22 protein-coding genes are annotated in these 22,736 nt (G+C 70.9%); 17 read left to right on the top strand and 5 right to left on the bottom strand.

The features are described 5' to 3' along the window. Positions 1 to 2: 2 nt before the first annotated feature. On the bottom strand, positions 3 to 998 hold the full coding sequence (locus AWQ68_RS12450; protein WP_066939409.1) for a ferrochelatase: 996 nt from the start codon (positions 996 to 998) through the stop codon (positions 3 to 5). Between the two features lie 175 nt (positions 999 to 1,173). Here AWQ68_RS12450 and AWQ68_RS12445 point away from each other — a divergent pair, with 175 nt between their 5' ends. After that, positions 1,174 to 3,156, top strand: a complete 1,983-nt coding sequence (locus tag AWQ68_RS12445) for a S9 family peptidase (RefSeq protein WP_066939406.1) — start codon at positions 1,174 to 1,176, stop codon at positions 3,154 to 3,156. Between the two features lie 325 nt (positions 3,157 to 3,481). Further along, positions 3,482 to 4,312, top strand: a complete 831-nt coding sequence (locus AWQ68_RS12440; protein ID WP_066939403.1) for an inositol monophosphatase family protein — start codon at positions 3,482 to 3,484, stop codon at positions 4,310 to 4,312. Positions 4,313 to 4,522: 210 nt separating this feature from the next. Here the strand turns inward: AWQ68_RS12440 and AWQ68_RS43520 are convergent, their stop codons facing one another. Further along, on the bottom strand, positions 4,523 to 4,687 hold the full coding sequence (locus tag AWQ68_RS43520; RefSeq protein WP_169808901.1) for a hypothetical protein: 165 nt from the start codon (positions 4,685 to 4,687) through the stop codon (positions 4,523 to 4,525). Positions 4,688 to 4,930: 243 nt separating this feature from the next. On the opposite strand from AWQ68_RS43520, the gene AWQ68_RS12435 reads away from it, so the two are divergent. The 5 genes from AWQ68_RS12435 to AWQ68_RS12415 all read left to right on the top strand — a co-directional run bounded on the left by AWQ68_RS12435 (position 4,931) and on the right by AWQ68_RS12415 (position 9,969). Beyond that, a complete protein-coding gene (locus tag AWQ68_RS12435; RefSeq protein WP_066939400.1) occupies positions 4,931 to 5,584 on the top strand; it encodes a response regulator transcription factor in 654 nt (217 codons plus the stop codon). Between the two features lie 155 nt (positions 5,585 to 5,739). After that, a complete protein-coding gene (locus tag AWQ68_RS12430; RefSeq protein WP_066939397.1) occupies positions 5,740 to 7,038 on the top strand; it encodes a sensor histidine kinase in 1,299 nt (432 codons plus the stop codon). 257 nt (positions 7,039 to 7,295) lie between these two features. Then, complete coding sequence (locus tag AWQ68_RS12425; RefSeq protein WP_066939395.1) at positions 7,296 to 7,595, top strand: DUF4193 domain-containing protein; 300 nt, start codon at positions 7,296 to 7,298, stop codon at positions 7,593 to 7,595. A gap of 20 nt (positions 7,596 to 7,615) precedes the next feature. Further along, positions 7,616 to 8,365: a hypothetical protein gene (locus tag AWQ68_RS12420; RefSeq protein WP_066939392.1), complete on the top strand. Its 750-nt coding sequence runs from the start codon at positions 7,616 to 7,618 to the stop codon at positions 8,363 to 8,365. 227 nt (positions 8,366 to 8,592) lie between these two features. Beyond that, positions 8,593 to 9,969: an alpha,alpha-trehalose-phosphate synthase (UDP-forming) gene (locus AWQ68_RS12415; RefSeq protein WP_066939388.1), complete on the top strand. Its 1,377-nt coding sequence runs from the start codon at positions 8,593 to 8,595 to the stop codon at positions 9,967 to 9,969. 3 nt (positions 9,970 to 9,972) lie between these two features. On the opposite strand, the gene AWQ68_RS12410 is transcribed toward AWQ68_RS12415, so the two are convergent. Next, positions 9,973 to 10,284, bottom strand: coding sequence for a DUF4235 domain-containing protein (locus tag AWQ68_RS12410; RefSeq protein ID WP_066939385.1), 312 nt, complete (start codon positions 10,282 to 10,284; stop codon positions 9,973 to 9,975). A 69-nt stretch (positions 10,285 to 10,353) separates the two neighbouring features. On the opposite strand from AWQ68_RS12410, the gene valS reads away from it, so the two are divergent. The 6 genes from valS to AWQ68_RS12380 all read left to right on the top strand — a co-directional run bounded on the left by valS (position 10,354) and on the right by AWQ68_RS12380 (position 16,721). Next, complete coding sequence (gene valS / locus AWQ68_RS12405; RefSeq protein ID WP_066939382.1) at positions 10,354 to 12,915, top strand: valine--tRNA ligase; 2,562 nt, start codon at positions 10,354 to 10,356, stop codon at positions 12,913 to 12,915. A 106-nt stretch (positions 12,916 to 13,021) separates the two neighbouring features. Continuing rightward, complete coding sequence (locus AWQ68_RS12400; RefSeq protein ID WP_066939379.1) at positions 13,022 to 14,242, top strand: AI-2E family transporter; 1,221 nt, start codon at positions 13,022 to 13,024, stop codon at positions 14,240 to 14,242. Positions 14,243 to 14,253: 11 nt separating this feature from the next. After that, positions 14,254 to 14,691, top strand: a complete 438-nt coding sequence (gene dut / locus AWQ68_RS12395; protein ID WP_066939376.1) for a dUTP diphosphatase — start codon at positions 14,254 to 14,256, stop codon at positions 14,689 to 14,691. A gap of 37 nt (positions 14,692 to 14,728) precedes the next feature. After that, the gene (locus AWQ68_RS12390; protein WP_066939530.1) at positions 14,729 to 15,397 is read left to right on the top strand and encodes a DUF3710 domain-containing protein; all 669 of its coding nucleotides are present in this window, start codon (positions 14,729 to 14,731) and stop codon (positions 15,395 to 15,397) included. 165 nt (positions 15,398 to 15,562) lie between these two features. Next, complete coding sequence (locus tag AWQ68_RS12385; protein WP_066939372.1) at positions 15,563 to 15,955, top strand: OB-fold nucleic acid binding domain-containing protein; 393 nt, start codon at positions 15,563 to 15,565, stop codon at positions 15,953 to 15,955. A gap of 97 nt (positions 15,956 to 16,052) precedes the next feature. Next, positions 16,053 to 16,721, top strand: a complete 669-nt coding sequence (locus tag AWQ68_RS12380; protein ID WP_066939371.1) for a DUF3159 domain-containing protein — start codon at positions 16,053 to 16,055, stop codon at positions 16,719 to 16,721. Positions 16,722 to 16,785: 64 nt separating this feature from the next. Here AWQ68_RS12380 and AWQ68_RS12375 read toward each other — a convergent pair whose 3' ends face one another. Together AWQ68_RS12375 and AWQ68_RS12370 are read right to left on the bottom strand one after the other, a co-directional pair. Continuing rightward, entirely contained in the window at positions 16,786 to 17,445 is a 660-nt protein-coding gene (locus AWQ68_RS12375) for a potassium channel family protein (RefSeq protein ID WP_066939368.1), read from the bottom strand. Further along, entirely contained in the window at positions 17,445 to 18,113 is a 669-nt protein-coding gene (locus AWQ68_RS12370; RefSeq protein WP_066939365.1) for a potassium channel family protein, read from the bottom strand. Before AWQ68_RS12370 ends, AWQ68_RS12375 begins: the two co-directional genes overlap by 1 nt. 106 nt (positions 18,114 to 18,219) lie before the next feature. On the opposite strand from AWQ68_RS12370, the gene AWQ68_RS12365 reads away from it, so the two are divergent. From AWQ68_RS12365 to AWQ68_RS45700, 4 genes are all read left to right on the top strand, one after another. Next, complete coding sequence (locus AWQ68_RS12365) at positions 18,220 to 20,256, top strand: APC family permease (protein WP_066939362.1); 2,037 nt, start codon at positions 18,220 to 18,222, stop codon at positions 20,254 to 20,256. 29 nt (positions 20,257 to 20,285) lie between these two features. Then, positions 20,286 to 21,527, top strand: a complete 1,242-nt coding sequence (locus AWQ68_RS12360; RefSeq protein WP_157545186.1) for a class I SAM-dependent RNA methyltransferase — start codon at positions 20,286 to 20,288, stop codon at positions 21,525 to 21,527. A 400-nt stretch (positions 21,528 to 21,927) separates the two neighbouring features. Continuing rightward, positions 21,928 to 22,359 carry a hypothetical protein gene (locus AWQ68_RS12355; RefSeq protein ID WP_066939356.1) on the top strand — a complete coding sequence of 144 codons (432 nt, stop codon included), beginning with the start codon at positions 21,928 to 21,930 and terminating at the stop codon, positions 22,357 to 22,359. Positions 22,360 to 22,428: 69 nt separating this feature from the next. Then, positions 22,429 to 22,560 (top strand): hypothetical protein, encoded by a 132-nt coding sequence (locus tag AWQ68_RS45700; protein ID WP_281217626.1) that lies wholly within the window; start codon positions 22,429 to 22,431, stop codon positions 22,558 to 22,560. The last annotated feature ends 176 nt before the right edge of the window (positions 22,561 to 22,736 follow it).

Raw genomic sequence — 22,736 nt, 5'->3', positions numbered from 1 at the left:
GGTCAGCGGGGGCGCCGTACCGGGGCCGGGCAGCAGGTCGCCGGGCACGGGGCCGGCTCGGGCTCGGCCATCAGCTCGGAGATCATCCGGACGAACCGGGGGTGCGTCCCCGCGGTGGCCGCCCGGGCGAGCGGCAGGCCGAGCCGCTCCGCGAGGGCCTTGGCCTCCACGTCGAGGTCGTAGACGACCTCCATGTGGTCGGAGACGAAGCCGATCGGCACCAGGACGACCGCCTCCGTGCCCGCCGCGTGCAGCTCCTCCAGGTGGTCGCAGACGTCGGGCTCCAGCCACGGGATCTGGGGCGGGCCGCTGCGGCTCTGCCACACGAGGTCCCAGGGCCGGTCTCCGCCGATCTCGGCCGCCACGAGCGAGGCCGTACGGCGCAGGCCCGCCTCGTAGGCGCCCCCGGTCGGCCCGGAGGTCTCCGCCATCGAGATCGGGATGCTGTGCGCGGTGAACACCAGCCGCGCCCGGTCCCGCAGCCCCTCGGGGAGCCGCTCCAGGGCCTCCCGCGTGTGGTCCGCCATCGCGGCGACGAAGCCCGGGTGGTCGAAGAAGTGGCGCAGCTTCACGATCTCCGGCGCCCCCGGCACCGCCGCCCTGGCCCGCTCGATGTCCTCGATGTACTGCCGACAGCTCGAATACGAGCGGTGCGCGGACGTGACGAAGGCGGCCGCCCGGCGCACGCCGTCGGCCGTCATCTGGCGGACGGTGTCCTCCAGGAAGGGGTGCCAGTTGCGGTTGCCCCAGTAGACAGGGACGTCCACGTCCAGCGCCGCGATCAGGTCCCGGCACTGCCGGTTGATCGGACTGACCCCGCCGAAGCGCTGGTAGTGCGCCTCCACCTCCAGCAGCCGCTCGCGCGGCACCCCGCGCCCGCGCACGACGTTCTCCAGGAACGGCATCACGTCCTCTGGCTTCTCCGGCCCGCCGAAGGACACCACGAGCAGCGCGTCGTAGCGCGGGGCCCGCCCGCCCTCAGGTGTCAGATCGCCCATCGCTCCCCGCCCGATCAGCTTCGCCGTACCGGCCGTCGGCCGGCCCGGTCTCACAGATTATGCGGCCGCGTCTCCGGTCGGCCGCGCGGACCGTCCCGGCCGCCGACGGGTGATCAAATGCCTTGGTCACCCCAGACGATCGGGGTAGGTTCGATCGGTGAGTCATTTCCGGGATATGAGTGAATACGTCGCCCTGCCGCGCGTGCTTTCGCTGCGGCTCTCCCCGGACGGGACCCGGCTGGTGTCCGTGGTCCAGTCCCTCAATCCGGACAAGAAGTCGTACGGCACCGCCCTCTGGGAGATCCCCGTCGATCCCGAGGGCCGCCCCCACCGGCTGACCCGGTCCGCCAAGGGCGAGGCCGGCGCCGACTTCACCCCCGACGGCGAGGTGCTCTTCGTCTCGCGGCGCCCCGACGAGACGGTCAAGGGCGAGGGGGAGGAGGTCCCGGCGCTGTGGCTGCTGCCCGAGCGCGGCGAGCCGCGGCGGATAGCCGAGCGTCCGGGAGGCGTCACCGGCGTCCACGCGGCCGGCGGCACGATCGTGTACAGCGCCGACGTTCTTCCGGGTGACGCCGCCACCGAGGGCGAGCGCCGCAAGGTCCGCAAGGAGGCCGGGGTCAGCGCGATCCTGCACGAGAGCTACCCGGTCCGCTACTGGGACCACGACCTCGGCCCCGGACAGACCCGGCTCTTCGCGGCGCGCGCGGGAGCCGCGCCGGACCGGCTGGACGCGCGAGACCTGACCCCCGAGCCGGGCAGGGCGCTCGACGAGGCCTCGTTCGCGGTGACGCCGGACGGCCGCACGGTCATCACCTCCTGGTACGTCCCGCTCCCGGGCGGCACGCAGCGCTCCGAGATCGTCGCCATCGACCTGGACGCCGACGCGGGAGCCGAGGGAACGGGCCGCAGGGTGCTCGCCTCCTCCGACACCCACGACTTCTGGGGGCCGGTCGCCGTCTCGCCCGACGGACGGTACGTCGCCTGCACTCGGGGCCGGCACGCGAACGAGGAGCTCTCGACCACGTCCGAGTTGTGGGTCATCGACCTGGAGACCGGCGAGGGGCGGGCGCTCGGCGGCGAGCTGTTCCCGGCCGACATCGCCTGGGCGCCCTCCTCCGACGCGATCTTCATCGTCGCCGACCACCAGGGCCGCCGCCCGATCTTCCGGGTGGCCCTGGACGGGGACGGCACGGCCGTCCGCGTCACCCCGGACGACGGCGCCTACCTTCAGCTCTGCCCGGCGGCCGACGGATCGGTCTACGCGCTGCGGAGCGCCGTGGACTCCCCGGCCGTGCCGGTGCGGGTCGCCCCCGACGGCAGCGTGACCCGTCTGCCGTCCCCGGCCCCCGAGGTGGAGCTGCCCGGCACGCTGACCGAGGTCAGCGCCGTCGCCGAGGACGGCACCGAGATCCGCGGCTGGCTGGTCCTGCCCGCGGGGGCGAGCGCGGAGAACCCCGCCCCGTTCCTGCTGTGGATCCACGGCGGCCCCGTTTCGAGCTGGAACGACTGGTCCTGGCGCTGGAACCCGTGGATCATGGCGGAGCACGGGTACGCGGTGCTGCTGCCCGACCCGTGCCTGTCCACCGGGTACGGCCAGGCGATGATCGACCGCGGCTGGGCGAACTGGGGCCCCGTCACCCACGCCGACCTGATGGCGATCACCGACGAGTGCCTCAAGCTGCCCGAGATCGACGAGCAGCGGATCGCGGCGATGGGCGGGTCGTTCGGCGGCTACATGGCCAACTGGGTCGCCGGGCACACCGACCGGTTCCAGGCGATCGTCACCCACGCCTCCCTGTGGAACCTGGACCAGTTCGCGGGCACGACCGACGCCTCGATGTACTGGGAGCGCGAGTTCGGCCGGCTGGGCCACGAGCGGTACGCGCGGCTCTCCCCGCACAACTCGCTGGGCGAGATCAGGACGCCGATGCTCGTGATCCACGGCGACAAGGACTACCGGGTCCCCATCGGGGAGGGGCTGCGGCTCTGGTGGGACCTGCAGCGCTCCGGCGTCGAGTCCAAGTTCCTCTACTTCCCGGACGAGAACCACTGGGTGCTCAAGCCCGGGAACGCCGTGGTCTGGTACCAGACCGTGCTGGCCTTCCTCGCCCAGCACGTCCTCGGAGAGGAGTGGGCGCGCCCCGCCGCCCTGGAGTGACCGCTGACCCGGTCACCCTGGCCGCGTCGGTGTCGCAGTGACCCGATCCATGCCGCCCCGGGTACCGGATCGCCGGGATCCACGCGCCCCTCACGCCCCGCCGGTCCGCGACGGACCGGCGGGGCGGTCCGTGTCCACCCTCCGCCGGGACCGGGGGCCGATTCCCGGTACGCCATCCGGGACCGGCCGCCCGGTCCCCGTGCCCGTCCTGCCCTCCCCGGGCGGGCCTGCCCCGCATCCCGATCTGGGAGGATGCCTCAAGTGACCCTTTAGTCACGAAATTTCAGAACTTGACGTGATCGGACCGAGGAGGGGGCGGGTCAGGATGGCCGAGGAGCGGGTCTCACCCGATCAGGCGGAGTTGCTAGCGCTGGCGGTGAGCATCGCCGAGGAGGCGGGACGGATGCTCGTCGCCAAACGCCCGGCCCGGCCGGAGGTGGTCGAGACCAAGTCCAGCCCCACCGACGTCGTCACCGCGCTCGACCGCGCCGCCGAGGAGCTGATCCGGGCCCGCATCGCCGAGGCCAGGCCGCACGACGCGGTGCTGGGCGAGGAGGGCGGCGACACTCCCGGCACGGGCGGCGCCCGCTGGGTCGTCGACCCCATCGACGGCACGGTCAACTTCCTGTACGGCCTGCCCGACTGGGCGGTCAGCGTCGCCGTCGAGGTGGACGGCGAGATCGTCGCGGGGGCGGTGAGCGTCCCGCAGCGCGGCGAGCTCTACTCCGCGTCCAAGGGCGGCGGGGCATGGCTGGGCGGCGAGCGGCTGCGGTGCAACACCGGGGTCGAGCCGGGGCGGGCGCTGGTCGCGACCGGGTTCGGGTACGACGCCGCCCGCCGCGCCGTCCAGGCCGAGGTCCTGGCGCACGTGCTGCCCCGCGTCCGCGACATCCGCAGAGGCGGGTCCTGCGCCGTCGATCTCTGCTCGGTCGCCGCCGGCCGGGTGGACGCCTACTACGAGCGCGGCACCCAGTACTGGGACCACGCCGCCGCTGGGCTGATCGCCACCGAGGCGGGCGCCCGGATGGGCGGCCTGCGCGGCAAACCGTACGGCACGGACATGCTGGTGTGCGCCGCCCCCGGCCTGTTCGAGGAGCTGGACGACCTGCTCGCGCCGCTGGACCCCGAACGCGACACGCCCGCCGGCCGGGAGTGACGGCAGGGCCGGTTCCGGGGAGCCGCGAGCCGGGCCCGGAGCGCGGGCGCGGCGAGGAGAAGGCGGCCGTGGAACGGCGCCGGAGGCGAGGCCGCGGCGCGACACGGACGGTGGAACGCGTGGAAGCCGGTTCGTGAACGCGGCGAGAAGATTGGAAAACACAACGCGGGGACCCGCCGGAAGGGCGGGTCCCCGCGTCGTCGAGGGGTGCTATCGCTCGATGGCGATGCCGTGATCGACGGCCAGGCGGCGCAGGTCCTCGATCTCGGCGGTGAGGGTGTCGGCGAGGAAGTCGTCCCCGTTCGCCGTGGCTTCCTGGAGACCCTCGTAGGCCTGGTTGAGCCGGGTTTCGATCGTGGTCGTGAACTCGCCCATACTCACCTTCTTTCTCAGGGGGCGAAAAGGTGCCGGTCGACCCCGGTGACGGATCCTGGGGAGAGCATGGCCCTTCCCCGGCACACGGCAAAGGGGTGTAGACCTGCCTTACCCACCCTGCGGGAACTCTCAAACCACCCAATACTTGTGCTCTACGTCACGTAGAGCTGAGGAACCGCTTACCGTCGACTTACGTCCCACCGGGTCACAATGAGTGCCTGAGACCTTCCGAGGAGGACCTGGATGCGCGTGCTTGTGGTGGAGGACGAACGCGTCATGGCGGACGCGATCGCCACCGGACTCCGCCGCGAGGCGATGGCCGTGGACGTCGCCTACGACGGCGCAGCCGCCCTGGAGAAGACCGGTTACATCGACTACGACGTGATCGTGCTCGACCGCGACCTGCCCAAGGTCCACGGCGACGAGGTCGCGCGCCGCCTGGTCGCCCAGCGGTCGGCCTCCAGGATCATCATGCTGACCGCCTCGGGCGAGGTCGACGACAAGGTCGAGGGCCTGGAGCTGGGCGCCGACGACTACCTGGCCAAGCCGTTCGCGTTCATGGAGCTGGTGGCGCGCGTGCGCGCGCTCGGCCGCCGCTCGGCCCCGGCGCTGCCGCCGGTGCTCGAACGCGGGGGCATACGATTGGACCCGGGCAAGCGCCTGGTGACCAGGGACGACAAAGAGATCTCCCTCACCAAGAAGGAGTTCGCCGTCCTGGAGGAGCTGATGCGCGCCGAGGGTGCGGTCGTCAGCCAGGAGGACCTCCTCGACAAGGCGTGGGACGAGCACATCGACCCGTTCACCAACGTGGTCCGCGTGACCATGATGACGCTGCGCAAGAAGCTCGGTGAGCCCCAGATCATCGAGACCGTGCCGGGAGTTGGATACCGACTGTGACCGAGCCGTACGAGCCCGCGAGGGACGAAGCGGACGCCGCCCGGGGGTCCTCCCCGGGCTCGGAGGGCACCGCCGCCGCACCCGCCCCAACCCAGGGAGGCCAGGGCGCGTGGACCCCCCAGAGGAGCTCGCCGACACGTACGCGCCCGAGTCGGATGACATCGACGATGGGGACCGGGCCCTACCGCGCCCAGGTCCCGCCGCCGCCGAGCGGCCCGCCGGTCTGGGACGGCCCGCCGCCGCTGGCGGCGATGCCGGTGGAGCCCGGTCTGCTCGACCAGATACGCGCGCTGCCCGGCCGGGTGAGCATCCGCTGGCGGCTCACCCTGGCCTACGGCGCGCTGTTCTTCGCCGCCGGCGCCGTGCTGATCTTCGTGATGTACGTCATGGTCGGCTGGGCGATCCAGGCGAACTGGCCGGACCTCCCGGTCGTCTGGCCCACCGTGGAAGACCGCGTCCTCTTCGAGACGTACGTGCAGTCCATGCAGGTCGCGGCGATCGAGGGCGCGCGGCGGGGCCTGCTGATCCGGTCGCTGCTGGCGCTCGCCGGGATGGGCATCATCGCGCTCATGCTCGGCTACTTCGTCGCGGACCGGGCGCTGGGGCCGGTGAAGAAGATGACCGCCACGGCCAGGAAGCTCTCCGGCACCTCCCTCGCCCACGAGCGGATCGACCTGCAGGGCCCGGACGACGAGCTCAAGGAGCTGGCGGACACCTTCGACGACATGCTCACCCGGCTCAACTCGGCCTTCGACGCGCAGCGGCGGTTCGTGGACAACGCCTCCCACGAGCTGCGCACGCCGCTCGCGATCAACCGGACGGTCCTGGAGGTCGCGCTGTCCGACCCGCACGCGTCCGAGGATCTCAAGGTGCTCGGCCGTACGCTGCTCGGGACCAACGCACGTAACGAACGTCTCATCGAGGGGCTCCTCCTGCTCGCCCGCAGCGAGCGCGAGCTGTCCGTGCGCAAGCCGGTGGACGTCCAGGAGGTCGCCACGACCGCCGTCGAGCAGCTCGCCTCCTTCGCCGCCGAGCACGACGTCGCCGTCGAGCACGATCTCCATCCCGCCCCCGCCACAGGGGATCCCGTCCTGCTCGAACGCTGCGTCTCCAACCTCGTGGAGAACGGCATCAAGCACAATTCCGGCACCTCCGGAAAAGTCTGGGTACGGACGGGAATGGTGGACGGGGCCCCCGTTGTTCAGGTCGCCAACACGGGGCAGCACGTTCCCGCGTACGAGGTGGACTCCATCTTCGAGCCGTTCCGCAGGCTGAACGCCGACAGGGTGGAGTCCGCCAAGGGTGCGGGGCTCGGGCTGTCCATCGTGCGGGCGATCGTCCGCGCGCACGGCGGCGCGGTCACCGCCGTCCCCAGGGACGGAGGCGGTCTCGTGGTGACGGTGCGCCTGCCGGGACCGGGCGCTCTGGCCGCGACGACACTGTCGGCGCGCTGATGGAGCGGCCGCCCCGCACATGTGGTTGGATGTGCCGTCGAACGCGATGGGTCATACCCGCAATGCTTTAGTTTTCGCCATATTTGGCTAACTGGAGCCTTGCGCGGCATCCCCTCGCGTGCCGGAAGGTTCAGTGATCCGGGAACCGGGGTACCGATTGCAAAATCTCCCGGGCGAAACGGGCACAAGAACGGCCTTCCAAGCGTTAAAGACGCGCGACCCGCGCGACAGATAGATGAGGGGGATGGAGTACGCACATGGCTACCGACTACGACAGCCCGCGCAAGACCGACGACGACCTGAACGAGGACAGCCTCCAGGAGCTTCAGGCGCGGCGCAGCGACAAGTCGTCGGGCAGCATCGACATCGACGAGACGGACCTCGCCGAGTCTCTCGAGCTGCCGGGGGCGGACCTGTCGAACGAGGAGCTGTCGCTCCGCGTGATCCCGCGCCAGGCCGACGAGTTCACCTGCTCGCGTTGCTTCCTGGTGCACCACCGCAGCCAGTTGGCCTCCGAGAAGAACGGCCAGCAGATCTGCCGCGAGTGCGCCGCCTAGCAGACGCGGGGAGGAGTCCGTTGACTTCGGAAGCGGATCGATCACAGGACGAGGTCGCCGAGCTGGTCGGCAGGCTCGTGACCCCTGAGGAAACGAACGGGGCCGAGCGGCGCCGGCTGCTCGGCCGCCTCAGTACAGTGCTCGTCCGGTCCGCCAAGAAGACGAAGGACTCAGTTCCGGGGCGTGGCCGCTGGCTCGCCGATGTCTTCATGAACATCGCGCCGCGTCTCCCGATCAGGGACGCCGCGACGCTTCGGGAGCACCATTACGGGCTCACCGGCGAGCAGCTGGCCGACGATCTGGTCCGTACGGCGGCGAAGGGCACGATGGCGGTCGGCGCGGTGGGCGGAGCCCTGGCCGCGGCCCAGTTCGCCGCTCCTCCACTGCTGCTTTCCGCTCCCGCCCAACTGGTCGCCGAGACGCTCGTCGTCGCGGCCATCGAGGTCAAGCTCATCGCTGAGCTGCACGAGATCTACGGCGTGCCGGTCCCCGGCACGACCACCCAGCGCGCCACCGCGTTCGCGGTGGCTTGGGCCAGGGAGCGCGGGGTGAACCCGCTCGCCCCCGGCTCGGCCACCATCGCGGTCGGGGCCGCGGCGAAGACCGCGTTGCGCAACCGCCTGATGAGGACGCTCGGGCGGCATTTCACCACACTTGGCCCCTTCTTCACGGGAGCCGTCGCGGGCGGCACGCTCAACCGCATCGCGACCAAGAAGCTCGCCCAGGCCGTACGAGCGGACCTGCGCGGGCGCGCCCTTCCCCCTGCCTGACCCCGGTCCGCGGCGCTCACGCCCGACCGCGCGGTACGTGACCGTACGGTACGGAAATGTAACCGGCTGGTCTAAACCTCTTGGTCGACGCCCGTGACCAGGGGAGATCATTCTCACACCTGCCCAAATGAATTGTGCACTTCATGGCGGGTATGGGCGGCATGACTGGCCTTTCGTATGGTTGTTCTACGGGGGCTCGGCGTAGTGGACGATCTCCGGAGGGCTCAATGGATGGCACCAGCTCGTTTCTGATCGTCGCGAATCGGCTGCCGGTCGACCGGGTCGGCGAGTCCGAATGGCGGCGCAGTCCGGGCGGCCTGGTGACGGCGATAGCGCCGGTGATGCAGCGTCGCGACGGAGCGTGGCTCGGGTGGACCGGCGCCGCCGGCGAGGAGCTGAAGCCGTTCGACCACGACGGGATGCACCTGATCCCGGTGCCGCTCTCCGCCCTGGAGGTGGAGCTCTACTACGAGGGCTTCTCCAACGCGACCCTCTGGCCCCTCTACCACGACGTCGTCGCGACGCCGGTCTACTCACGGGTGCTGTGGGACGCCTACCGCGCGGTCAACGACCGGTTCGCCCGCGCCGCCGCCGACGCCGCGGCCCCCGGCGCCGTCGTCTGGGTGCAGGACTACCAGCTCCAGCTCGTCCCCGCGATGTTGCGCCGGCTCCGTCCCGACCTGCGCATCGGCTTCTTCCTGCACATCCCCTTCCCGCCGGCCGAGCTGTTCTGGCAGCTCCCGTGGCGCAGGGAGATCCTCGAGGGCCTGCTCGGCGCCGACCTGGTCGGGTTCCAGCGCCCAGGCGGGGCCTCCAACTTCATCCGGCTCTGCCGTCGCCTCCTCGGCCTGCAGAACCACCGGAACGAGGTGCAGGTCGAGGGCCGCACCGTCCGGGCCGAGGCGTTCCCCATCTCGGTCGACTTCGGCGAGCTGGACCAGCTCGTCCGCGAACCGCACATCCTGGCCCGGGCCAAGGAGATCCGGGCCGAGCTCGGCGACCCCGAGCACGTGCTGCTCGGCGTCGACCGGCTCGACTACACCAAGGGCATCGGCCAGCGGCTCAAGGCGTTCGGCGAGCTGCTCGGCGACGGCTCGATCCAGCCGGGGGAGGCGGCGTTCGTACAGGTCGCCACCCCCACCCGCGAGCGGGTCGCCGAGTACATCCGGCTGCGCAACGACATCGAGCTGCGGGTCGGCCGGATCAACGGCGAGTACGGCATGCTCGGCCGCCACCCCATCAACTACCTGCACCAGTCGTACGACAAGAACGAGCTTGCCGCGCTCTACCGCGCCGCCGACGTCATGGTCGTCACCCCGCTGCGCGACGGCATGAACCTGGTGGCCAAGGAGTACGTCTCCTGCCGCCACGACCTGCGCGGGGCCCTCGTGCTCAGCGAGTTCGCCGGGGCCGCCGACGAGCTGCGCCAGGCATACCTGGTCAACCCGTACGACATCGATGGGATGAAGCGGGCGATGCTGGCGGCGATGCGGGCGACGCCGCACGAGCTGGCCCGGAGGATGCGCTCGCTGCGGCGCCGGGTGGCCACCCACGACGTCGACAAGTGGGCGGGGGACTTCCTCACCGCGCTGGAGAACGGCTGACGGTCAGAGCTTGGCCTCGGCCTCGGACTTCCACGAGTGCCACTTCTTGGCCGCGGCGCGCATCGCGACGATGCGGGCGACCTCCATGCCCAACCCCATCACCACGGCGTAGGCGATGGCCTCACCCAGGCTGATGTCCAGCGAGTCCGCGCTGGCCGGGGGCTTTCTCCCGGTCGTCTTCTGCCAGGCGAACGTGAGCACCTTGCGCGAGGCGAAGCCCACGCCGAGGCCCACCAGGCCGCCGACGATCTTCCATGTCATATCGGGCTTTTCCGCCGCGCCTGATTCGTGGCCGGCGTGCGTGATTTCCGCCATGATTCCTCCTCGGTAACGACCCTAGTCTCTCGGTACAGCGCGCCCGCCGACGCCATACCATTAGTCGGCATGACCGAACAGCCACTGCGCACCACCGCCATGCCCGAGAAACCCACTCTGGATGGACTCGAGGCGGTATGGGTAGCGCGCTGGGAGGCGGACGGCACCTACCGCTTCGACCGGTCCCGCACGCGCGACGAGATCTACTCGATCGACACGCCGCCGCCCACGGTCTCCGGCTCCCTCCACGTCGGGCACGTCTTCTCCTACACCCACACGGACACGGTCGCCCGCTACCGGCGGATGCGCGGGCGCGAGGTCTTCTACCCCATGGGCTGGGACGACAACGGCCTCCCCACCGAGCGCCGGGTGCAGAACCACTTCGGCGTCCGCTGCGACCCCTCGCTGCCGTACGACCCGGACTTCCAGCCGCCGGCGAGCGGAGGCAAGGGCGCCAAGGGGCAGGTCCCGGTGTCCAGGAAGAACTTCATCGAGCTGTGCGAGCGGCTCACCGCCGAGGACGAGAAGGCGTTCGAGGAGCTGTGGCGCCGCCTCGGCCTGTCCGTGGACTGGTCCCTGACGTACGCCACGATCGGCGAGCGGGCGCGGGTCGCCTCCCAGCGGGCGTTCCTGCGCAACCTCGCCCGCGGCGAGGCCTACCTGTCCGAGGCGCCCACGCTGTGGGACGTGACGTTCCGCACCGCCGTGGCCCAGGCCGAGCTGGAGGACCGGGAGTGGCCCGGCGCCTTCCACCGCATCGGGTTCGAGCTGTCGCCCGAGCAGCGTGAGCAGGGCTTCGGCGACCGGGTGTGGATCGAGACGACCCGCCCCGAGCTGATCCCCGCCTGCGTCGCCCTGGTCGCCCACCCCGACGACGAGCGCTACCGCCCGCTGTTCGGCACCACCGTGCGCACGCCGATCTTCGGCGTCGAGGTGCCGGTCCTCGGCCACCATCTCGCCGAGCCGGACAAGGGTTCGGGCATCGCCATGATCTGCACCTTCGGTGACGTCACCGACGTCATCTGGTGGCGCGAGCTCGACCTGCCCACCCGCCCCGTCATCGGCTGGGACGGCCGCCTGCTGACCGACCCGCCGGAGGGCGTGCCCGCCGAGCCGTACAAGGAGCTGGCCGGCAAGACCGTGCACAGCGCCCGCGAGCGGATCGTGGAGATGCTGACCGAGTCGGGCGACCTGGACGGCGAGCCGCGCAAGGTCCAGCGCCCGGTGAAGTTCTACGAGAAGGGCGACCGGCCGCTGGAGATCGTCACCACCCGCCAGTGGTACATCCGGAACGGCGGACGTGACGTCGAGCTGCGCCTCGCCCTGCTCGACCGCGGCACGGAGCTGCGCTGGCACCCGCCGCACATGCGGGTCAGGTACGACAACTGGGTCGAGGGCCTGGCCGGCGACTGGCTCATCTCCCGGCAGCGCTTCTTCGGCGTGCCGATCCCCGTCTGGTACCCCCTGGACCGCGACGGGCGGCCCGTCTACGACGCGCCGATCCCGGCCGACGAGGCCTCCCTGCCCGTGGACCCGTCCACCGACGTGCCCCCGGGCTTCACCGAGGACATGCGCGGCACGCCGCTCGGCTTCGTCGGCGATCCCGACGTGATGGACACCTGGGCGACCTCGTCGCTGTCGCCTCAGATCGCGGCCGGCTGGGAGCACGACGACGACCTGTTCCGCCGGGTCTACCCCATGGACCTGCGCCCGCAGGCCCACGAGATCATCCGGACCTGGCTGTTCTCCACGGTCGTCAGGGCGCACCTGGAACACGGCGGCCTCCCCTGGAGGCACGCGGCGATCTCCGGCTGGATCCTCGACCCCGACCGCAAGAAGATGTCCAAGTCCAAGGGCAACGTGGTCACGCCCCTCGCCCTGCTGGAGCAGTACGGCTCGGACGCGGTGCGCTACTGGGCGGCGAGCGGCCGGCCCGGCACGGACACCGCGTTCGACACCGGGCAGATCAAGATCGGCCGTCGCCTGGCCATCAAGATCCTGAACGCCTCCCGCTTCGTGCTCGGCTTCGGCGAGGTCCCGGCGGGCGAGGAGCGGGTCACCGAGGCGCTCGACCTGTCCATGCTGGCCGCGCTGCGCGCGGTCGTGACGGAGGCCACCGAGGCGTTCGAGGAGTACGACTACACCCGGGCGCTCGAACGCACGGAGCGCTTCTTCTGGGAGCTGTGCGACGACTACCTGGAGCTGGTCAAGGCCCGCGCGTACGACGGGAACGCCTCGGCCGTCACGGCGCTGCGGCTCGCGCTCGGCGTGCTGCTGCGGCTCTTCGCGCCGTTCCTGCCGTTCGTGACGGAGGAGGTCTGGTCGTGGTGGCGGAGCGGTTCCGTGCACCGCGCCGCCTGGCCGACGCCGTCCGAGATCGACGCCGTGGCCGGTGACGGCGACCCGGCCGTGCTCGGCGCCGTGGCCGAGGTGCTGCGCCGGGTGCGCAAGGCCAAGTCCGAGGCCAGGCTGTCCATGCGGGCGGAGATCTCCCGGCTCGTCGTGTCCGGCCCGCACGCCCGGCTCGTACGGCCCGCCCAGGACGACCTGTGCGCGGCGGGCAACGTCGAGGAGTTCGTCCTCGACGTCGCCGGAGACGAGCAGGTGGTGTCCGTCACACTGGCGGGGTGACATGGCGCGATGTTCGTCGTCGGATGAATAATCGGCTGCGCGCATCGGGGGCTGACGTGTCAGGCTGGACGTTGTGATCCCGGAAAAGCAACGTCGCACCCTTCACGTGCCCCCCACGCTGCTCACGCTGGCAGTGTGGGGCGCCTGCCTGATCGTGCTCGGCGTGGTGATCTACTTCTTCTGGCAGATCATCGGCCGCGTCGGCATCATCGCGCTGCCGGTCGCGGTGGCCTTCCTGTTGACGGCGCTGCTCTATCCGGTCACCGGACGGCTGCGCCGCGTGATGCGGCCGATATACGCCACCTGGCTCACGATGCTGCTCTTCTTCGCGGTCATCGTCGGCATCGGGTTCCTGATCGGCATCCGGGCCAACGAGGAGGCGCCGCGGCTCATCGACCAGATCGCCAAGACCTCGCACGAGGTGCAGGACTGGCTGATCCACGGGCCCTTCCAGGTGAAGGAGTCCCAGATCACCGGCGTCGTCGACGAGCTGACGAAGCAGCTCTCCGAGCGGCGCGGCCAGATCACCGGCACGGTCATCACCGGGGCCACCGCCGTGATCGAGGTGCTCGCCGGCATCGTGCTGATGCTCTTCGTGACGTTCTTCTTCCTCAAGGACGGCGACCGCATCTGGAACTGGTTCCTGCGCGCGTTCGGCGGCGCGGCGCCCCGGGTGGACCGCGCCGGTCGCTCCGCCTGGCGGACGCTCTCCCACTACGTCCAGGGCACCGTCGCGATCTCCGCGATCCACGGCGTCGTCATCGGCGCCACCCTGGCCGTGCTGGGCGTGCCGCTGTGGGCGCCGATCGCGGTGCTGGTCTTCATGTCGAGCTTCATCCCGATCGTCGGCATCCTCTTCGCGGGCGCCGTCGGCACGCTCGTGACGTTCGGCTCGCAGGGCTGGCTGGCCGCCGTGATCTTCATCGGCGTCCTCATCGTCGAGCAGCAACTGGAGAACCACGTCCTGCAGCCGCTCATCGTCGGCCGCGCGGTCGAGTTCCACCCCCTGGCGATCATCCTGGTGCTGGGCGTCGGCGGCGTGATCGCCGGGATCGCCGGGGCGGCGGTGGCGGTCCCGGTGTCGGCGGTCATCTACCGGGTGCTGCAGGAACTGTTGCGCCGCGAGCCGCCCGCGCCCGCGGCGGCGCCCCCGGAGTCGCCGCCGCTGCACCCGGAGGGGGACGAGCCCAAGGACCGCTCCGCGTCGGCGTCGCAGCAGCCTCCGACGTCGCCGCCGCTGCACCCGGAGGGAAACGAGCCTGAGGAACGCTCCACGCCGGAGCCGCCGGGCACCGGAGAGGCGGTATCTCCCCAGCGCAACGGGTAGTGTCTTGGCCCATGAATGTTGAGGTGCTGATCCACCGTCTCGACACGGGGCTCCCGCTTCCCGGCTACGCGCACCCCGGCGACGCCGGGGCCGACCTGTACGCCGTCACGGACGTCGAGTTGCTGCCGGGGGAGCGGGCCGTGGTCGGCACCGGGGTGGCCATCGCCCTCCCCGACGGGTACGCCGCTTTCGTGCACCCCCGCTCGGGGCTCGCGTCGAAGTACGGCGTCACCCTGGTGAACGCGCCGGGCACGGTCGACGCGGGGTATCGCGGCGAGATCAGGGTCACCCTCCTCAACACCGACACCAAGGAAGCCGCCCGGCTCAAGCGCGGCGACCGCATCGCCCAGCTGGTCATCCAGCGCGTGGAGAGGGCGTCCTTCCACGAGGTGGAGCGGCTGCCCGGTTCCGTTCGCGGGGCGAACGGGTTCGGCTCCACCGGTCGTTGATCAAAGGCGAGCACAGGTCCTAAGGAGTGTGAACGACGTGTTCGGACGCCGTCGGCGCGCGGAGGAGGAGACGGCGCAGGCCGTACCCGAGAGGGAGCCTGCCGTTCCCGCGCGCGAATCAGGTCCATGGGACGCCGACGAGGGCTATCCCGAGGCCGAGCGGGTCGACCTGGGAGGTCTGCTCCTGCCCGTCGGCCCCGGGTTCGAGGTCCAGCTCACCGTCTCCGGCGACAGCATCGTCGGCGCCGTCGTCCTCGTCGAGGAGAGCGCCCTGCAGGTGCAGGCGTTCGCCGCGCCGAAGCGCAGCGGCATCTGGGACGAGGTCCGGGCGGAGCTGGCCCGCGAGGTGGCCGCCCTTGGCGGCAGCACCGAGGAGCAGGAGGGGCCCTTCGGCACGGAACTGGCCGCGCGGGTCCCGGCGCAGGACCGGGAGCCGCAGCCGGTGCGCTACATCGGCGTGGACGGGCCGCGCTGGCTGCTGCGGGCGGCGCTGAGCGGCCGGGCCGCGCTCGACGAGGCCGCGGCGGCGACCCTCGAGGGGGTCGTCCGCGACATCGTCGTCGTTCGCGGCGACGAGCCGATGGCGCCGCGCGAGCCCATCGAGCTGCGGCTGCCCTCGGAGGCCAGGCATGCCATGGAGCAGGAGCCCTCGCACGAGGAGTTCCGGCCGTTCGAGCGGGGTCCGGAGATCTCCGAGATCCGGTGAAACCCGGACCGCGCTTCGCCGCCTCCCATCGCCTACGCTTGGGATGGCATGGACACGGAGCGAGCTCGGTGAGCACGCGGAGTGCCGGGCGGGCGCCCCACGAGGTGGGAGCGTCCCCGGCGGCGAAGCGGCCCGCAGGGCCCGCGAGGAGACGGTGAACGATCGATGAGCACGGCGGAGCCGGTGAAGAAGGGCCGACTGCGCGGTTTCTTCCAGCGGCTGACCAGTACCCAGGCCGAGTTGGAGGCCGAAGAACTCCGCGAGGACCTCGGGCGGCACGGCGCGACGCCCATCGCCTCCTGCGCGGAACGGCAGCGCTCCTGCGTCGCAGGTACGCTACGGACCGTCACGCTTCGGCCTCGGGGCGGGGCACCCGCCCTGGAGGCGGAGCTGTACGACGGATCCGACGTGATCGATCTGGTCTGGCTCGGCCGTCGCAAGATCGTCGGCATCGAGCCGGGCCGCGTGGTCCGCGCCGAGGGCCTGATCAGCATCCAGGACGGCCGTAAGGTCATGTTCAACCCACGGTACGAGCTGCGCCCCGCCGGAGGGCAGTGATCAGCGGGGGAGCGCGCGTGAGCGCGCTCGCCCGGCGGGCCGACGCGCGCGACGCGCCGCGCGGCCGGACGAACCGGTCGCAACGCGAGGAGGAATCATGAGTGCAGCGGACGTCACGGCGACGCACGCCGCGCACGACACCGTCGAGGCCGCCCTTCGGGCCCAGCTCGGCAGGGCGCTCGGCGGCAAGCGAGGGATCGTCGAGGCGGCGGTTCCCACGATCGCCTTCACCGCGATGTGGGTGAGCACCAACCAGCTCAAGCCCTCGCTGATCGTGAGCATCGCCACCGCGGTGGTCCTGCTGCTGGTGCGGCTCGTGCAGCGCAGCACACCCCAGTTCGTGATCAACAGCCTCGTCGGCATCGCCATCGGCGCGTTCTTCGCCACCCGCAGCGGCGACGCGAAGGACTACTTCCTCCCCGGCATCCTCTACAACGCCGCGTACGCCGGGGCCATGCTGGTGTCGATCGTGACCCGGTGGCCGGTGGTGGGCTTCCTCATCGGCTCGGTGACGGGGGACCCGACGGCGTGGCACAAGGACCCCGGCATGGTTCGGCTGTGCTCCAGGCTCACCTTGCTGCTGATGCTGCCCTGCCTGATCCGCGTGATGGTGCAGCTCCCGCTGTACATGTTCGACCAGGTGGTCACGCTCGGCGTCACCAAGATCGCGCTGGGCTGGCCGCTCCAGGTCGCCGGGCTCGCCGCCATGGTCTGGGTGCTCGCCCGGGGCCGTACGCCGCTCCAGGACGCAGGCGCGGCCGGCTGAGACCCGCCGGTTGAGCGGCGCCCGGGGGCGGCCCGTCACGAACGCGCCCCAGGGGCCCGCCGGCTCAGCGTCCCGACAGCAGCTCGGCCAGCTCGTGCTCCACGTCCTGGTTGGCCACGAACAGCAGTTCGTCGCCCGCCTCCAGCGGGTCGTCCGCGGAGGGGACCAGGACGCGGCCCTCACGCAGGATCGCGACCAGCGCCGCGTCCACCGGCCACGGCACCGAGCCGGCCCGCTGGCCCACCACGGGCGCGTCCTCGGCCAGGGTGAGCTCGACCAGGTTCGCCTGGCCCTGGCGGAAGGTCATCAGCCGGACGAGGTCGCCCACGCTGACCGCCTCCTCGACCAGCGCCGACAGCAGGCGCGGCGTCGAGACCGCCACGTCGACGCCCCAGGACTCGTTGAACAACCACTCGTTCTTGGGGTGGTTGATCCGGGCGACGACCCGCGGCACGCCGTACTCGGTCTTGGCGAGCAGGGAGACGACCAGGTTGACCTTGTCGTCGCCGGAGGCCGCGATCACCACCTGGCAGCCGTTCAGCCCCGCCTCGTCGAGCGAGGAGATCTCGCAGGCGTCGGCGAGGAGCCACTCCGCCCGCGGCACGCTGTCGATCTTGATGGCCCGTGGGTCGACGTCCATGAGAAGGACCTCGTGGCCGTTCTCCAGGAGCTCGGCGGCGATGGAGCGCCCGACGGCGCCCGCGCCCGCGATGGTGACGCGCATCAGTGCTCACTCTCCGACGGTGCGGCGGCCAGCACCTTGTTGATCCGGTCCATGTCGTTCTCCGCGGCGATGACGTGCAGGATGTCGCCGTCCTGGATGACGGTGTCGTCCTTGGGCACCAGGGACTCCCCCATGCGGTTGAGGAAGGCGACCCGGCCGCCCGTGACCTCCTCGACCTTGCGGGTGCGAGTCCCGATCCAGCCGGAGTTGAACGCCATCTCGGCCAGGATCACCGTCCCGGTGGGGTCGCGCCACAGGGGCTCGGCGCCCTCCGGGAGGACCCGGCGCAGGATCTGGTCGGCGGTCCAGCGGACCGTCGCCACCGTCGGGATGCCGAGGCGCTGGTAGACCTCGGCCCGCCGGGGGTCGTAGATGCGGGCGACCACGTTGTCCACGCCGAAGGTCTCGCGGGCCACCCGCGCGGAGATGATGTTGGAGTTGTCGCCGCTGCTCACCGCGACGAAGGCGGACGCCGTCGCCAGCCCCGCCTCCTCCAGGACGTCGCGGTCGAACCCGACCCCGGTGACCCTGCGGCCGCGGAAGCCCGCGCGCAGCCTGCGGAAGGCCTGCGGGTCACGGTCGATGATCGCGACCGAGTGGCCGCTGTCCTCCAGGATGTGGGCGAGAGTCGATCCGACCCGCCCGCATCCCATGATCACGATATGCATGCTCTCCCGCCGTTGGGTAGAGGCGGTCTCCTTCGAGCACAGTATGTCTCCCAGAGCGGACGCCGGGTGCGCGGGGAGCCGAGGTGAAGGACTAGCATCGACAGTCGTGCCAAAGGTGACGGACCTCGTCAAGCGACTCCTCGTGGGGCGTGCGCTTCGCAGCACGCAGCTCCATGACCAGCTGCTCCCCAAACGCGTCGCGCTTCCGGTTTTCGCCAGTGACGCACTTTCCTCCGTCGCGTACGCGCCGCAGGAAATCCTCGTCATCCTCTCGCTGGGCGGGGCTGCGTTCTACAGCTTCAGCCCGTGGGTGGCCGCGGGCGTCGTCCTGGTCATGCTGACCGTGGTCGCCTCGTACCGGCAGAACGTTCACGCCTACCCGAGCGGAGGCGGCGACTACGAGGTGGCGACCACCAACCTCGGGCCCAGCGCCGGGCTCACGGTGGCCAGCGCCCTCCTTGTGGACTACGTCCTGACGGTCGCGGTCTCCGTGGCCAACGGCGCCGACTACGTGGGCGCCACCGTGCCCTTCGTCGCCGAGAACCGGCCGCTGGTGGCGATCGCGATCGTCGTCCTGCTGACCATCATGAATCTGCGCGGCATCCGCGAGTCGGGCGTGGCGTTCGCCGTCCCGACGTACGCGTTCATGTTCGCGGTGATCGGCATGGTGTTCTGGGGGCTGTTCCGGCTGCTCGTGCTCGGAGACGAGTTGCACGCCCCCACCGCCGACTACACGATCGTGGCGGAACAGGCCGACATCGCCGGGTTCGCGATGGCGTTCCTGGTGTTGCGCGCGTTCTCGTCCGGCTGCGCCGCGCTGACCGGCGTCGAGGCGATCAGCAACGGCGTGCCCGCGTTCCGCAAGCCCAAGAGCAAGAACGCGGCGACGACGCTGCTCATGATGGGCGTCATCGCGGTCGTCATGTTCAGCGGCATCATCTATCTCGGCCTCAAGTCCGGGGTGAAGCTGACCGAGCCGGCGAACGCCGCCAGGGACATCCTGATCAACGGCCAGCCGGCCGGGCCGGGCTACTACCAGCAGCCGATCATCGCGCAGGTCGCGTCCGCCGTGTTCGGCGACGGCTCGATCCTGTTCATCGCGATCGCCGCGGTGACCGCGCTCATCCTGTTCCTGGCCGCGAACACCGCCTTCAACGGCTTCCCCGTGCTCGCGTCGATCCTCGCCCAGGACCGGTACCTGCCGCGCCAGCTCCACACCCGCGGCGACCGGCTGGCCTTCAGCAACGGCATCATCCTGCTCGCCGCCGGAGCCTGCCTGCTCATCTGGGCGTTCCAGGCCGACGTCAGCAAGCTGCTCAACCTGTACATCGTCGGCGTCTTCGTGTCGTTCACGCTCAGCCAGATCGGCATGGTCCGGCACTGGACCCGGCACCTGAAGACCGAGACCGATGCCCGGACGCGCTTCCGGATGCACCGCTCCCGCGTCATCAACGGGTTCGGCGGCGTCATGACGGCCATCGTGCTCGTCGTCGTCCTGCTCACGAAGTTCACCCACGGCGCGTGGATCGTCTGCATCGCCATGCCGGTGCTGTTCCTGATGATGAAGGGCATCCGCCACCACTACGACCGGGTGGCCGCGGAGCTGGCCGCGCCCGAGGGCGAGATCGACGAGACGCTGCTGCCCGCGCGCAACCACTCGATCGTGCTCGTGTCCAAGATCCACAAGCCGACGCTGCGCGCCCTCGCGTACGCCAGGGCCACCCGGCCGTCCACACTGGAGGCGGTCACGGTCGGCGTGGACGCCGACGAGTCGGCCAAGCTCCAGGAGGAGTGGGACCGGCGCGGCATCCCGGTGCCGTTGAAGATCCTCGACTCGCCCTACCGGGAGATCACGGGGCCGGTGCTCGACTACGTCAAGTCGCTGCGCCGCAAGTCGCCCCGTGACGTCGTGACCGTGTACATCCCGGAGTACGTCGTGGGCCGCTGGTGGGAGCACCTGCTGCACAACCAGAGCGCGCTGCGGCTGAAGGGGCGGCTGCTGTTCAAGCCCGGCGTGATGGTCACCAGCGTGCCGTGGCAGCTCGCCTCCTCGGACCGGCTCAAGGGGCGTCCGGAGGCGTTCGCGCCCGGGGCCGTACGGCGTTCGCACGGCGAAGTGAAGAAGGGCGAGATCAAGGCATGAGCCGAGACGTGATCGGCGGGGGGAGCACGATGGCGATCGAACTGACGGTGGGCCAGGTCGCGAACGGCGGCTGGTGCGTGGCCCGCCACGAGGGCCGGGTCGTGTTCGTACGGCACGCCCTGCCCGGAGAGCGCGTGATCGCGGAGATCACCGAGGAGACGGCGCGGTTCCTGCGCGCGGACGCGGTCGAAATCCTGGAGGCGTCGCCGGATCGGGTGACCCCGCCCTGCCCGTTCAGCGGCCCGGGGCGTTGTGGCGGCTGCGACTGGCAGCACGCGTCGCCCGAGGCCCAGCGCCGGCTCAAGGCGGCCGTCGTCGAGGAGCAGCTCGCCCGGCTCGCGGGCATCGAGCGCCGGGTCACGGTCGAGGAGGTGCCCGGATCGGCGGGCGGGCTCGGCTGGCGGACGCGCGTGCAGTTCGCCGTCGACCGGGACGGCTCCATCGGCCTGCGCCGCCACCGCTCCCATGACGTCGAACGCGTGGACCACTGTGCGATCGCCCATCCGGCGGTCGAGGAGGTCGGCGTGGAGGCGCTCACCTGGCCCGGGGCGGCGGCCGTCGAGGTGGTGGCCGCCTCCGGCGGCGACCGCGCCGTCATCGTCACCCCGAAGCCCGGCAGGAGGGTGTCCCTGCCCGACGTCGACGCCGCGGTCCTGATCGACGAGGGCAAGCGGGGGACGCGCGCGCTGCGCGGCCGGGCGGCGATGACCGAGCGCGTCGGCGACCGGGACTTCCGGGTCACCGCGAGCGGATTCTGGCAGGTGCACCCCGGGGCGGCGGCGACGCTCCTCGACGCCGTGCTCGACTTCGCCCGCCCGAAGGCGGGGGAGTGGGCGCTCGACCTGTACTGCGGTGTCGGCCTATTCGCCGCGGGGCTCGCCGAGGCGGTGGGGCCGGAGGGCGCGGTGCTGGGCGTCGAGTCGGACTCGCAGGCCGTACAGGACGCCCGGTGGAACCTGCGGGACCTGCCGCAGGCCGTCACCGAGCGGGGCAAGGTCGAGGAGGCGCTCGACCGGCTGGAGATCGAGCGGGCCGACCTCGTCGTCGTGGACCCGCCGCGCGCGGGGCTCGGACGGTCCGTGGTGGACCGGGTGGCCACGCTGGACGCGCTCCGGATCGTCTACGTCTCCTGCGACCCCGCCACCATGTCGCGGGACATCGCGTGGTTCGCCCCGTACGGCTACCGCCTGGCGGACCTGAGGGCGTTCGACCAGTACCCGATGACCCACCACGTGGAGTGCGTCGCGCTCCTGATCAAGGAGTTGGCATAGCGTCTGACCTGGGGTGGAGCACTTTGCAATCCTCCACAGTCCTCCAGAGTTCTCCAGACTCAGCCAAGATCAACGCGCACGAGTGACGCACGATCATGAAAAGCGCCCCGCCGCCTGAATGGCGGCGGGGCGCACGTGCGCACAGGCTTAACACTCGGCCCGCAGCGCTCCGGCTAAAGAGGTGGGCAGGGGCGGCAAACCCAGAAGGATGTTCGGTCGTCTCATATTCGAGTCGCTCCGCGCCGAGACGGCTCACGCCAGGGGACCGGCCCGTCTCCTCGTCAGGGGAAGGCGGGCCATCATCCTCGCCTGTGTTGCCAATGGAACGGCTCTCGATCGCCAACATGCTCCCGCCGGCAGGCGTCTTACTGTGGCACCCACCCCAAGCAAGGGAGCGATCATGCGTACCCTCGTTCTCGCCGCGACCCTCGCCCTGACTCTCGCCGGCTGCGAAGCTCCTGCCTTCGTGCCCGGGGCGCCGCCGTCCTTCACGGCCTCGGGTACTGTTCTGGCGGCTGGGGCCTCCTCGTCCAACAAGGAGGGCGAGAAGTGCGAGTACACCAGCAGAAAGAGCGCCGACATCAAGGAAGGTCTGCGACTCGTCCTCACTGACTACGCCGGCAAGACCGTCGCTATCGGAAGCCTCGGGCCCGGCACGCTCATGCTGGGGGACAACCCGCCCGCCACGCAGCGATGTGAGTTCCGGTTCTCCATCCCGAATGTGCCCGGCCACTCGACCTTCTACGGTCTGAAGATTGGCGACCGGGAAAGCGTCGAATTCAATGCTGCGAAGCTGCGGAGCGGCGGGCTCAGGATCGACACTGACGTCTGACTCGAGCATGAGAGAGCCCCGGCCATGTCTTCCCAACGGGCCGGGGCTCTCTCGTCTCAGCTTGTCGGAGTGGACGCCCAGACCAACCTGATCATCAACCTCACCGGGCCGATCGCCGTGACCAGGCCCCTCGGCCGTCGCGAGCACATCACCACGGTCCGCTTCTACGCCGACGACCCCGGCTCTGCCCTGAGAACCTGACAACGTGACAGCACTCCTGGCACGTCTTCACCTCGGGTGGCCACGATGGGGATCCTCGCGTTGTGGGCCAAGACGGAGCGATCGGCTACCGCTGGCCCGGCTCCTATCCACTCGTACGGAGCCAGCCCGGCAGGTAGTCCACGGACGGCGGGACGATGACCTCGCGCTCCAGGCCG

The sequence above is a fragment of the Microtetraspora fusca genome (assembly GCF_001570365.1).
Lineage (GTDB): Bacteria > Actinomycetota > Actinomycetes > Streptosporangiales > Streptosporangiaceae > Microtetraspora > Microtetraspora fusca.
Note: the sequence above shows the minus strand (reverse complement) of the source record. Positions and strands in the feature narration are given on the sequence as shown.

What these genes read in the sequence shown, in the direction of transcription:
- AWQ68_RS12435 (WP_066939400.1), top strand. Translation starts at nt 4,931, where the DNA reads ATGCGCGTGCTTGTGGTGGAGGACGAACGCGTCATGGCGGACGCGATC.
- AWQ68_RS12445 (WP_066939406.1), top strand. Translation starts at nt 1,174, where the DNA reads ATGAGTGAATACGTCGCCCTGCCGCGCGTGCTTTCGCTGCGGCTCTCC.
- AWQ68_RS12415 (WP_066939388.1), top strand. Translation starts at nt 8,593, where the DNA reads ATGGATGGCACCAGCTCGTTTCTGATCGTCGCGAATCGGCTGCCGGTC.
- AWQ68_RS12355 (WP_066939356.1), top strand. Translation starts at nt 21,928, where the DNA reads ATGCGTACCCTCGTTCTCGCCGCGACCCTCGCCCTGACTCTCGCCGGC.
- AWQ68_RS12410 (WP_066939385.1), bottom strand. Translation starts at nt 10,284, where the DNA reads ATGGCGGAAATCACGCACGCCGGCCACGAATCAGGCGCGGCGGAAAAG.
- AWQ68_RS12425 (WP_066939395.1), top strand. Translation starts at nt 7,296, where the DNA reads ATGGCTACCGACTACGACAGCCCGCGCAAGACCGACGACGACCTGAAC.
- AWQ68_RS12380 (WP_066939371.1), top strand. Translation starts at nt 16,053, where the DNA reads ATGAGTGCAGCGGACGTCACGGCGACGCACGCCGCGCACGACACCGTC.
- AWQ68_RS12375 (WP_066939368.1), bottom strand. Translation starts at nt 17,445, where the DNA reads ATGCGCGTCACCATCGCGGGCGCGGGCGCCGTCGGGCGCTCCATCGCC.
- AWQ68_RS12430 (WP_066939397.1), top strand. Translation starts at nt 5,740, where the DNA reads ATGACATCGACGATGGGGACCGGGCCCTACCGCGCCCAGGTCCCGCCG.
- AWQ68_RS12450 (WP_066939409.1), bottom strand. Translation starts at nt 998, where the DNA reads ATGGGCGATCTGACACCTGAGGGCGGGCGGGCCCCGCGCTACGACGCG.
- valS (WP_066939382.1), top strand. Translation starts at nt 10,354, where the DNA reads ATGACCGAACAGCCACTGCGCACCACCGCCATGCCCGAGAAACCCACT.
- AWQ68_RS12360 (WP_157545186.1), top strand. Translation starts at nt 20,286, where the DNA reads ATGGCGATCGAACTGACGGTGGGCCAGGTCGCGAACGGCGGCTGGTGC.
- AWQ68_RS12385 (WP_066939372.1), top strand. Translation starts at nt 15,563, where the DNA reads ATGAGCACGGCGGAGCCGGTGAAGAAGGGCCGACTGCGCGGTTTCTTC.
- AWQ68_RS12370 (WP_066939365.1), bottom strand. Translation starts at nt 18,113, where the DNA reads ATGCATATCGTGATCATGGGATGCGGGCGGGTCGGATCGACTCTCGCC.
- AWQ68_RS12440 (WP_066939403.1), top strand. Translation starts at nt 3,482, where the DNA reads ATGGCCGAGGAGCGGGTCTCACCCGATCAGGCGGAGTTGCTAGCGCTG.
- AWQ68_RS43520 (WP_169808901.1), bottom strand. Translation starts at nt 4,687, where the DNA reads ATGGGCGAGTTCACGACCACGATCGAAACCCGGCTCAACCAGGCCTAC.
- dut (WP_066939376.1), top strand. Translation starts at nt 14,254, where the DNA reads ATGAATGTTGAGGTGCTGATCCACCGTCTCGACACGGGGCTCCCGCTT.